Source organism: Maledivibacter halophilus, from assembly GCF_900167445.1.
GTDB lineage: Bacteria > Bacillota > Clostridia > Peptostreptococcales > Caminicellaceae > Maledivibacter > Maledivibacter halophilus.
Window position 1 is genome coordinate 139983 of record NZ_FUZT01000012.1, and the last position, 11210, is coordinate 151192.

8 protein-coding genes and 1 rRNA gene are annotated in these 11210 nt (G+C 31.6%); 5 read left to right on the forward strand and 4 right to left on the reverse strand.

The genetic code is table 11. The features are described 5' to 3' along the window. Positions 1-136 precede the first annotated feature (136 nt). From B5X81_RS20850 to B5X81_RS20865, 4 genes are all read left to right on the forward strand, one after another. Entirely contained in the window at positions 137-1558 is a 1422-nt protein-coding gene (locus B5X81_RS20850; protein WP_079494541.1) for a YfcC family protein, read from the forward strand. Positions 1559-1799: 241 nt separating this feature from the next. Beyond that, positions 1800-2993, forward strand: a complete 1194-nt coding sequence (locus tag B5X81_RS20855) for a M20 family metallopeptidase (RefSeq protein ID WP_079494543.1) — start codon at positions 1800-1802, stop codon at positions 2991-2993. A 112-nt stretch (positions 2994-3105) separates the two neighbouring features. Next, the gene (locus tag B5X81_RS20860; RefSeq protein WP_079494545.1) at positions 3106-4494 is read left to right on the forward strand and encodes an N-acyl-D-amino-acid deacylase family protein; all 1389 of its coding nucleotides are present in this window, start codon (positions 3106-3108) and stop codon (positions 4492-4494) included. Further along, on the forward strand, positions 4487-5650 hold the full coding sequence (locus B5X81_RS20865) for a M20 family metallopeptidase (protein ID WP_079494547.1): 1164 nt from the start codon (positions 4487-4489) through the stop codon (positions 5648-5650). Before B5X81_RS20860 ends, B5X81_RS20865 begins: the two co-directional genes overlap by 8 nt. 62 nt (positions 5651-5712) lie before the next feature. Here B5X81_RS20865 and B5X81_RS20870 read toward each other — a convergent pair whose 3' ends face one another. The 4 genes from B5X81_RS20870 to B5X81_RS20885 all read right to left on the reverse strand — a co-directional run bounded on the left by B5X81_RS20870 (position 5713) and on the right by B5X81_RS20885 (position 10455). After that, the gene (locus tag B5X81_RS20870) at positions 5713-7362 is read right to left on the reverse strand and encodes a cobalamin-dependent protein (RefSeq protein ID WP_079494549.1); all 1650 of its coding nucleotides are present in this window, start codon (positions 7360-7362) and stop codon (positions 5713-5715) included. Then, entirely contained in the window at positions 7362-8498 is a 1137-nt protein-coding gene (locus B5X81_RS20875) for an NAD/NADP-dependent octopine/nopaline dehydrogenase family protein (protein ID WP_079494551.1), read from the reverse strand. The genes B5X81_RS20870 and B5X81_RS20875 overlap by 1 nt, the downstream gene beginning before the upstream one ends. A gap of 880 nt (positions 8499-9378) precedes the next feature. Then, positions 9379-9759 (reverse strand): DUF4363 family protein, encoded by a 381-nt coding sequence (locus B5X81_RS20880; RefSeq protein WP_079494553.1) that lies wholly within the window; start codon positions 9757-9759, stop codon positions 9379-9381. Between the two features lie 18 nt (positions 9760-9777). After that, on the reverse strand, positions 9778-10455 hold the full coding sequence (locus tag B5X81_RS20885; RefSeq protein ID WP_079494555.1) for a YetF domain-containing protein: 678 nt from the start codon (positions 10453-10455) through the stop codon (positions 9778-9780). A 553-nt stretch (positions 10456-11008) separates the two neighbouring features. Between B5X81_RS20885 and B5X81_RS20890 the strand changes: the two genes are divergently transcribed. Further along, positions 11009-11210: ribosomal RNA gene (locus B5X81_RS20890) — 16S ribosomal RNA — on the forward strand; the annotation flags it as partial.

Sequence of the window (11210 nt, forward strand, 5' to 3'; positions counted from 1 at the left end):
AAGCAAAAGAGATGCCTTATATTTTATAGCCAAAATAAAACACCCTTTTGCCAAAGGTCACGATTACATTATATTTAAAATGCTTTAAAATGTCAAAACAAATAGTATATAAAAAGATAAAGAAGGAGGATTTTACATGGCTGCAAGTCATAAACAAAATAATAATAAGAAAAAATTTAAAGTGCCCCATACCTATGTAATTTTATTCAGTGTAATTTTAATTATGGCAATTTTAACATACATTATTCCAGCAGGGGAATATGATAGGGAGTATGATGAAGTATCAGAAAAAACAGTTGTAATTCCAACTTCATTTCATAATGTACAGCAAAATCCTATTAAATTTTTTGATCTGTTCCAATCTATTCCAAAGGGGATGCAAGATGCCTCCAGCATAATTTTCTTTATTTTTATAGTTGGAGGAGCCTTCCAAATGATAACAGCTACAGGAGCTATTGAAGCAGGTATTGGAAAGCTGGCAAAGGCTTTGGAAGGAAAAGAAAAATTGCTGATTCCTTCCTTTATTATTATATTTTCTTTAGGAGGAGCCACCTTTGGGCTGTCTGAAGAAACTATAGTTTTTGTTCCTATAGGAATAGCTTTAGCCAGGGCTTTAGGATTTGATGCCATAACTGGAACTGCTATGATAACTTTAGGTGCAGCTTGTGGATTTACATCTGGATTTATGAATCCTTTTACAGTTGGAGTAGCACAAAAAATAGCTGAATTACCTTTGTTTTCAGGATTACGAGTTAGAATTGCATTTTTAATAATTTTTCTGGCTATTACTATAGTCTATGTAATTAGGTATGCAGAGAAGGTTAAGAAGGATCCATCTATAAGTTTTGTTCGTGAGCTTGAAATAGAAGAAAAGGATAAAGTTATTGATTTATCCAATATACCGCAGTTAGAGACTCAGCATCATTTAGTCCTTGCTACAATAGTTGTAGGTTTTGGATTTATTATATGGGGAGTATTTAAAAATGGATGGTATATTACAGAAATAAGTTCGGCTTTCTTGGCAATGGGTATAATAGGAGGATTTTTAGGAAAGCTTAGTCCTAGTAGACTAGCTCAAGAATTTATAGTTGGTGCAAAATCAATAGTTTTCGGTGCTTTGGTTGTAGGTATAGCTAGAGGTATATTAGTAGTTATGCAGGATGGAATGATTTTGGATTCAATAGTAAATGGTCTTGCAACGGCAATCCAATCTCTTCCAAATAGTATATCAGCTGTAGGTATGTATATTACTCAGGTTATAATTAACTTTTTTATTCCCTCGGGATCAGGTCAGGCAGCTGCTACAATGCCTATAATGAAGCCCCTTGCCGATATTGTAGGCATTACAAGACAAACTGCAGTAGTTGCTTATCAATTTGGAGATGGTTTTACAAACTCCATAATTCCAACTTCTGCTTCTCTAATGGGTGTTTTATCCGTTGCAAAAATTCCATATGAAAAATGGTTTAAATTCCTATGGCCTTTGATGCTAATATGGCTAGCAACAGGTGCAATACTAATTATTATAGTGAATATAATAGGCTTTGGACCATTTTAAATAAAATATTATAGTAATACATCTATATGAGGGAAATTGTATAATTACTTTAATCAAGAACTTGTTAATATATAGGTTGTTGGACTATCCGGAATTTAGATTATGTAATTTCCACATTAATAGGGATTTAAGTAAAGACTTTAATTTATACACATGAAAACTCCTTAGAAGCATTGGATATTTTCATATGTATAAATTAAGTTTTACTATGTAAACCCTATATAGGCAGAGGTGAAGAAAATTGGTTGATATTAGGAAGTTCTATTCTTTAGAAGAACTTATAAGACTTACCCAGTCTTTAATACAGATTCCAAGCCATAAAGATGCTGATGGACGGGAAAAAGAAGTTTCCAAATACATTTACAATTTTTGTATTGAAAATGATTTAGAGGCTGAGCTCATTCCAGTAGAAAGGGAAAGAAGTAATGTTATAGCCTATCTTAGGGGAGATAAAGCAGGCAAAAGATTAATGCTAAATGGACATACTGATACTGTTCCTCCCTATAATATGACAATTGACCCTTTTGCTGCTGAAATTAAGGATGGGGCAATTTGGGGCAGAGGCGCTGTGGATATGAAGGGCCCTATAGCCAGTATGTTAATGACAATGGTGGCATTAAAACGCTCCGGGAAAAGGCTTAAGGGAGATGTGATTTTTACTGGAGTAATAGGTGAAGAAGAAAGAAGTGAAGGAAGTGAGTATTTAGTAAAATCAGGACTAAAGGCAGATGGAGCCATAGTAGGAGAACCCTCAAATTATGAATATGCAATAGGACATAGGGGGCTTGAATGGCTGGAAATTATTATAAAGGGAAAGGCTGCCCACGGAGGGGTTCCTCATTTAGGTGTAAATGCCATTGAGAAGGCAGCAAAACTTATTGAAAGAATTAAGGATGAATTATATCCTAAATTAGCTGAAAGATATAATGAATATATGGGACCTTCAGTTATGAACTTTGGGGTTATTAATGGAGGAAGTCAACCTAGTACAGTGGCAGACACATGTAGTATAAAAATTGATAGAAGATATGTTCCCGGTGAGACTGTGGAGTCTGTATTAAAAGAATATCAAGATATAATTGATAGCTTAAAAAATGAAGATACTGATTTTAATGCTAAAATAATCAGGATGCCAAATAATATGCTTACTTTAGATCATTTATATTTGATAACATCTCCAGATGACCCTATTGTAAAGACCGTTAGAGAATCTATAAAAGAAGTAATTAGAAAAGAGCCTCGAATAACCAGAAGAAGAGGCTGGACAGATGCTGCTTTGCTTTCAAATTATGGCAATATACCTACTGTTGTCTTTGGACCAGGGAATATTTTATATTCCCATACAAAGGATGAAAGAATTAAAATTAGTGAATTAGTCGATGCAGTAGATATATACTCAAAAATAGTTCAAAAATTTTGTGGGGTATGTGAATAAAACAGGGTTTTTACCCTGTTTGATTTATTCCCTGTCATTTATTGAAGAAGAATTGTTAAATGAATAAGAACATGTAAAAGCCTTACGGAAAAGTATTTAGGAGTGATTTAGAATGTATAACTTAAAAATTAGGAATGGAAAAATAATAGATTTTGAAAAAGAAACCCAGACCATATGTAATATTGCTGTAAAAAATGGTAAGATAGTATGTATAGGCCAATGTAGTGAAGATGCTGAGAAAGAAATAGATGCTAAGGGAAATATAGTTTCCCCAGGATTTATTGATATACATATGCATGAAGAAACAATTGGGAATACAATAGATGGAGATGATTATGATATAGCAAATAAGATGCTGTCTATGGGTGTTACTACCTGTGTTTCAGGAAATTGCGGAAATAACAGACAAAGTATATACGAGTTTTTTGAGTTTGTTGATAGAAAAGGAGCACCAGTAAATTATCTTTCCTTTATAGGACATAATTATCTACGTAATGTTATTGGTGTTGAGAGGTATACTAGTGCAACAAAAGAAGAAATATTAAAGATGGGAAATTTAGCTTCAGATGCCATCGAAAAGGGAGCAATAGGTATTTCATTTGGACTAGAATATTCTCCAGGAATTAAATACAGTGAAGTAATAGATCTTTGCAATTCCATAAAGGATAAGGATATATTACTATCTGCCCATTATAGAAAGGATGCAAAATATGGAATAGATTCAATTAAAGAATTAATAAATATATCTATGGAAACTGGACTTCCTATGCAAATATCCCATCTAGGAAGCTGTACAGCTTACGGAATGATGAAGGAATCATTGAGGGTTATAGAAGAAGCTGTAAAAAGTGGTGTGGATATTTCTGCTGATTGCTATCCCTATGATGCTTTCAGTACCTACATAGGATCTTCAGTTTTTGATGATGGATGTTTTAATCTTTGGAATAAATCCTTCGACAGCATTCTTTTAACTGAAGAGCCATATAAGGGAGTTAGATGTGACAAAGATACTTTCTACAAAGTTAGAAAAGAATATCCTAATATGCTAGCTGTTGCCTTTGTAATGAATGAAGAAGAGGTAATCGAGGCTCTAAAATCTCCATATGTTATGGTTGCCAGCGATGGGCTTTATAATAGAGGTCAAGGCCATCCTAGAGGAGCTGGAACTTTTCCACGAATACTTGGAAAATATGTGAGAGAGTTAAATGCTTTATCATTAACTGACGCATTAAAGAAAATGACAATAATTCCAGCTAAGAGGCTGGGTTTAAATAATAAAGGGCAAATAAAAGAGGGGTATGATGCGGATTTAGTTATTTTTAATCCTGATAAAATAATTGATACTGCAAGTTTTGATAAGCCTACGGAAAAATCAGAGGGGATTTCTTATGTGATTATTGATGGTAAAATAGCACTAGAGGATAATAAAATAGAAAATGGTAGATTAGGCAAAATAATTAGGAAAAATGAATTAAGTAGGGGAGGTAAACTTTATGATTAAGGAAGTTAAAAAAATTACACAGGATTTAAAAGAAGAATTAACAATTCTTAGCGAAGAGATATTTGAAAATCCTGAATTAGGGTATGAAGAATTTAATGCCTGCAGGGGGCATGTTGAGCTTTTAAAAAAGCATGATTTTATAGTAGAAGAGGAATATTTAGGGATGAAAACTGCTTTTAAAGCTGTTTTCGATAGTGGTAAAGAAGGTCCTAGTATTGCTTTTCTATCTGAGTATGACGCATTGCCAGGCATAGGCCATGGATGTGGACATAATTTATTGGGAGCCACTAATACTGGAGCGGGAATAGTGCTAAGTAAACTTATAAAGAATTTCAAGGGGAAAGTAGTAGTTTTTGGAACTCCTGCTGAAGAGACAAGTGGAGCTAAGGTTCAAATGACTGATGAGGGAGCTTTTAATGATATAGACATTGCTATGGAGGTTCATCCAGGAAGTAAGCACAACAAAAGCGGAACTTCTTTAGCAATGCAGGCAATTCAATTTACTTTTAAGGGAAAAACAGCCCATGCTGCTGCATCTCCAGAAAAGGGAATTAATGCTTTAGATGCAGCCATAAATACTTTTGTAAATATTAATGCCCTTAGACAACATATAAAGTCAACGTCAAGAATACATGGGATAATTAAAGAAGGTGGGAAAGCTGCAAATATAGTGCCTGATTTAGCCATTGCACAGTTCTATGTAAGGGCAACAACAAAGACTTATTTAAATGAGTTAGTTGAAAAAGTGAAAAATTGTGCCAATGGAGCTGCTATTGCTACGGGTGCCAAGCTTGATATATCAAACTATGAAGCATCATATGATAATTTAATTACAAATGAAATTTTATCAAATCTTTATTGCCAAAACCTTAAAGAAATGGGTGTTGAAGAAATACATGAAGCTAGAGAAAGCTTTGGATCTTTAGATATTGGTAATGTAAGCCAGGTTGTTCCTACTATCCACCCTTATTTTGGGATATGTGAAGAAGATATTGCTGGTCATACTATAGAATTTGCTGAGGCCACAAGGACCAGTATGGCATATGATTCAATGGAGCAAACAATAGGAGCTTTAGTACTTACTGCCATGGATATATTAAAAAATGATGATTTTTTAGATAAAATACGTGAGGAATTTAAGAATTCTGAGAAATAGAAAATAAATTATAATAAATTTAAAAATCAAAAAATATAACTAAAAAAGGCCTTTTGGCCTTTTTATGCTGAAATGATAGTATTTTCAATATCTAGAAGCTCCGATAATCTCTCATTTTCACATATGCTTCTACCTAATTTTTTGGAGTAAGCTAAGCATTTACCATCAATAATTCTTGTTTCCAATGTGCCTTTTGCACTTGGATTTCCTCTAAGATGAGGTGCATCTATTATACCTCTTTTTATAGCATCGGTTAACACTAATGGGTCACACCAAGAATTTGGACTTTCAGGATATAATTCCTTAAGGGCATTTAGTAAAACTTTAGCTTCGTTTATTAATTCATTCTTCCTATAAACCACTTCTTGATCTTGAGTCATGTCTGCCATTCCATGTAAGGTAGAACGGATAACGCCCCTAACAATTTTACAGCTTTCAATAACATCATCTGCATTAGCAGCATGATCAGCTTCGCTAAAGCCTACTACATGGACTATATGGGGTTTAACACTCATGGCTAGATACGTTGAAGCTGCCAATTGACCTTTAGCAACATCTAAATCGGCACTTAAACTAGCCAAACCTGCCCTCACTTGTCTATAGACTTTAAAGTTTTTATCTTCCAATGATTCAATAAGTTCAATTTTTGCAAGCATTTTTGCTAAATCCATTTTGTGATGCATAGATGGTGGAACATTAAACATATACTGTGAAATATAATGTTTAACACCTATTTTCTTAGCATTATAAGCTGCTAAAAAGGCCATAACCACACCTATAGTATCGTGGGCATCTCTAAGACTCCAATGATGAGATTCATTAACTTCAACGGGTATATTTCTTTCTCCATGCCATTTCATGAGTTTTTGGCCTTCTGTAATGGAGTCAAGGACTTCTCTAGGGCCTCTTCCATCTAAAACATTATACCAACAAAGAGGAACTGCACACCATGCATTATTTATTGTATCTTTAAGTAATTTAGCAAATTTGAATACCTCTGTAGTTCCACTATAGCATCTTAAAAGTGGATAATTACCTGTTCTTGAACATTGATATAGCTTTTTAAAATCTTCTTCACTTCTTAGAGGGACCCCTCCTGCACCATCTAATTCATGATTCATTTTTTCTGGTGTAAAAAAATTTTCTTGTGCATTTTGATCGGGGCCTATTGAAATTATATCTAATATCTTTGAACTCGCAATTTTTTCTATACCGTCAAAGGTTTCTTCCAAAGATGGTAAACCAAAGTGGTGCCTTATCACTGGATAAGGGTATTTGCTTTCAATTCTATCAATAAGGTTTTGAGAATAAGAGGTTTTTATTTCTCTTAAATTATTTCCTTTTATATATTGAATTACCTCATCCAAATCCTCAGTGCCATCAAATATCTTAGAAAAGAAAGAATATTTTCTTGCAATATTTGCCACAGGCTTAGTACCACCAAAAATCCATGTTATATTATTAAGCTTTCTCTTTTCGATTTCATTTTCAAGATTATCAAGTAATGGAATTACTGACTCTGGAGTTAATCTAAATCCTATGCATACAACATCAGGTTTTAAATTTATTGTAGCTTGTATTAATTTATCTATGCTTACGGCTGCCCCTAAAAATTCTGTTCCATGACCTTCTTTTTCAACTAATCTTAGAAAATTTACAGCTCCTCCTACATGGACGCAATTTCCTATAGCAGCTCCTAAAAATTTTTTCATTATGCAACCACTCCTTCTTCTGAAGTATCGATTTGTCCTGTTATTACATAATCTATTATTTCATCCACTGTAGATAATCTATCAAGTCCCATATCAGCTATTTTTCTACCATATTTAAAGTAATCAGTATTATGAATAATTGAAGCAAGTTGAATAATAGAATCTATAGTTGGAGTATTAATACAAAGATGTTTACCCATGTCTGAAATAGGAACTAAACTTTGGGGAACATCTTCAAAAACATATCTTGTTTGCATATTAGGCGGAGCAGAAATACCATGATAACCATGGGTATTCATTAATGCTTCACATAATGTTTTACCGTGGGCATCATAGGTATAAGATAACCATTCTTTTAATGATATGGCCTTTACTTTTAATTTGCGGGCAATCATCAATCTTTCATAATCAGCTTGCTCTATAACACTTGCTATTGATGGGGTTACTCCATCAATATAATATTGAAAACTTCCATGGGTATTTTCTATTCTTCCACAGTTTAATATAGTAGGTATAGGATGTAACATAGCACCTATATTATTAAAGCTAGTTTCCAAAACATTTTTTGAAGCCGTAAATTCAGGAAAAACTTTATTAATTCTTCCTATAAATTCATTGGTTTTTATTGCTGGTAAAGCTGATACCTTGACTTCATTCTTTTTACCAAAGATTTTTACGTTTACATCATGGAGTTCTCTACAAGCAAACAATAGAGTTTGAGCTTCTACGATACATACTTCCTTTATAGGATTATGTTTTGAGATGATATTTTTAAATTCCAAAGCACCACCTGTTCTTCCAGGGTTAAGGACTATGTATTGATTTGATGTTACTATAGGTGCAATTTTATTGGCAACGAATTTGTGAGCACTTGCAGGCAATACAACCATAATAACATCAACGTTTTTTATAGCCCTTTCAATATTATTAGTAACTAAGTTTAAAGGTCCACGACCTTCAAAGCAACCCGTAAGATTAATATATCCTTTTTGTTTTATGTCTTTTATCCGCTCAATGCTTCGATTGTATAGATTTACCGTATACCCCTTTAAAGCTAAATACCCAGCTATTGCTTTACCTCCACTGCCAGCACCAATAACAGCAAAACTAAGTTTGCTATAAAGATTGTTTTTCATAAACATACCTCCCATTTTTTCTTATCAATTTTAAGTAAGAATTTTACATAATTGTTTTATCTAAAAATTTACTACTAAAGCTAAATGCAAAAAATCGGTACATTTCAAACGCTTATGAATTATAGTATAGAAAGATAATTTACTTTATTAAACATATAAACCTTTTAAATTCATATATTCAAAAACAATCATTCGATGTAAAAAAATAACAATAAATAGAGATTAAAATATACCCTGATCAAATATTAAACTCTTCACCATGAGTATTTTAAATAATAAAGTCCGTTATATTTTTATGAATTAGAAAAAATTAAATATAATTTTTATTTTCAAATTTATAAGTTTGTATATATAAGAATTTAGGTAAAGACTTTAATTTATACATATCAGAAGCCTTATAAAAGTCTAATATTATAATATGTATAAATTAAGTTTTTCTATATAAACAATAAATTTTATACTATTTTTATATATCAATAAAATTTGACAGCATGTATAATTAAATATGCAAAAACATAATTTATAAAATATTAAATAAAAAGTATAAAAAATAACCCACTAAATATAGAAGCGATTTAGTTAATATATATGACTATATACATTTAACACTAAAATATTTAAATTAAGAAAAGTATAAGATAAAAATATAAAGAAGAAACTACAAGGGTAGTAGAAACAGAGGGTATCAAAGATAGGTAGAAGCTCCTCTGTAAAAAAGAGATTTTCCTGAGCAGGACAATCTCTTAATAAATATTCTCAATGCTACATAATAATGTAGATATATTGCCCCAATGAAATTATATCATAAAAACAAAAAAATGTAAATAATATACAAACTTTTTCAAGAAAATATTTTTTTGATATATGTAGGGGGTATGATTTAAAATATGTTTTTAAGGGACAAAGATTCCTTTTCTTTTATATGATTTAATAAATACTTTAAAGATGCTGCTTCACCAATTGCTAAAGACTTATTTTTCAAAGATATGTATTTTTCTAGTTTTTCTAGAGCTAGATTTATTTTTTCCATTTCTCCATGGTCAAGAATTAGCATCAATATTTTACTTGTGTTAGTCCACTTATCATTTATAAGTTTATAAACATCAAGTACTGATTTCCAATTATCATTGTAGATTTTATCTTCCATATCCTCTAAAAGAGAGCTTAAAATTTCTACAGATTCTGATACCTGAGAAAATATAATAACCCAAAAGGTTATTAAAATTACAACTACTATTGTAGAAATAAAAAGAGATTTCATTTTCTTACCCCTTCTTTCTTATTTATCATTCTTAAAGTGAACTTTCAAGGTTTTATTTTTATCAACTGATGCGTATAGAACTTTATCAATATCATCAATATTTTGTTTTTTAAGTTCTGTATATAACCAATTGAAATTTAAAGAAGCCTTGTTAAGATTATCTTGATTTATTTTCCCATCCAGTATTAAGCCAATAGGTAAATCTTCATTTTCTACTTTTAAATTTATATCTGAAGGAGTTAAGGGTCTCTTTGAAGATTTTGGAATTACACTTAAGTCTCCATTGGTTTCAAGTATTGCGAATTCAACATCATCAATATTAGGGAAATTTTTTATCCGAAGTTGTTCTATTAAATCGTTCATACTAATACGAAGTCTTTTTAATTCTCTATCTAAAATTTTGCCTTTTTTTATTAAAATATTAGGTTTTCCGCATATTATAGATCTTGCTTTTTCACTTTTTAGAGTTATAAAAGATATTATTACCTGTAAAAAAACTAAGGTCGAAATTGCTACTACTCCATTTACAAAAGGCATTTCTACTGTTTCCATAGGTAGAGAAGCTAATTCTGATATCATTATTATAACAACTAGCTCATAGGGCTGAAGTTCAGATAATTCTCCTTTTCCCATTATTCTAATAGCTATTACAACTAATATATAAAGAACTACGGTTCTTATAAAAATAGTTATCATAATTGTAATCACCCCTGATATAGTAGTAATTGAGGAAATTGCATAATTGTATTTTGGAAAACTAACTATTACATATAGATTTAAAATCCCTAGAAAATTATTATATATTATGCAATTGCCCTAAGTTTAAATTAACCTATTCTATTAGTTTTATCATAAACAATAAAAAATAATTAAAGTTTTTCATTTAAATATTAAAATTTAAAGAATTAATATCCTTGTTGGCAAGACGCAGGAAATTAATAGTTAAAAAAGTATTGACAAGGTATATTTCACGTGATAATATATATAAGCGCTATAGTTGTTGAACAAAATATATGTATAAAGTTTAACGGATACTAAGGGTTAAATTTGGTAAAAGATAACAAATAAAAAGTATTGACAATAAAATGAATATTTGATACAATAACTATTGTCGCTAAAAGAACGATAAAGAAATTATAAATAGCTTTGGACATTGAAAACTGAACAGTGTAAGGATAAAAAACATGTTGAACGATTGATGTAAAAGTCAACGTTTAGCCTGACCAATAAAAGGTCAAACCCGAAAATTTTATTTAAGAGTTTGATCCTGGCTCAGGATGAACGCTGGCGGCGTGCTTAACACATGCAAGTCGAGCGAGAAGGCTTTAACTAATCCTTCGGGAGAAGATAGAGCTGGAAAGCGGCGGACGGGTGAGTAACGCGTGGGTAACCTGCCTTGTACAGAGGGATAGCCGCCGGAAACGGTGATTAATACCTCATAAGACCACAGT

Excerpts from the sequence above, each read along its gene's own strand:
- B5X81_RS20860 (WP_079494545.1), top strand. The coding sequence starts at position 3,106 with ATGTATAACTTAAAAATTAGGAATGGAAAAATAATAGATTTTGAAAAA.
- B5X81_RS20865 (WP_079494547.1), top strand. The coding sequence starts at position 4,487 with ATGATTAAGGAAGTTAAAAAAATTACACAGGATTTAAAAGAAGAATTA.
- B5X81_RS20875 (WP_079494551.1), bottom strand. The coding sequence starts at position 8,498 with ATGAAAAACAATCTTTATAGCAAACTTAGTTTTGCTGTTATTGGTGCT.
- B5X81_RS20850 (WP_079494541.1), top strand. The coding sequence starts at position 137 with ATGGCTGCAAGTCATAAACAAAATAATAATAAGAAAAAATTTAAAGTG.
- B5X81_RS20880 (WP_079494553.1), bottom strand. The coding sequence starts at position 9,759 with ATGAAATCTCTTTTTATTTCTACAATAGTAGTTGTAATTTTAATAACC.
- B5X81_RS20885 (WP_079494555.1), bottom strand. The coding sequence starts at position 10,455 with ATGATAACTATTTTTATAAGAACCGTAGTTCTTTATATATTAGTTGTA.
- B5X81_RS20870 (WP_079494549.1), bottom strand. The coding sequence starts at position 7,362 with ATGAAAAAATTTTTAGGAGCTGCTATAGGAAATTGCGTCCATGTAGGA.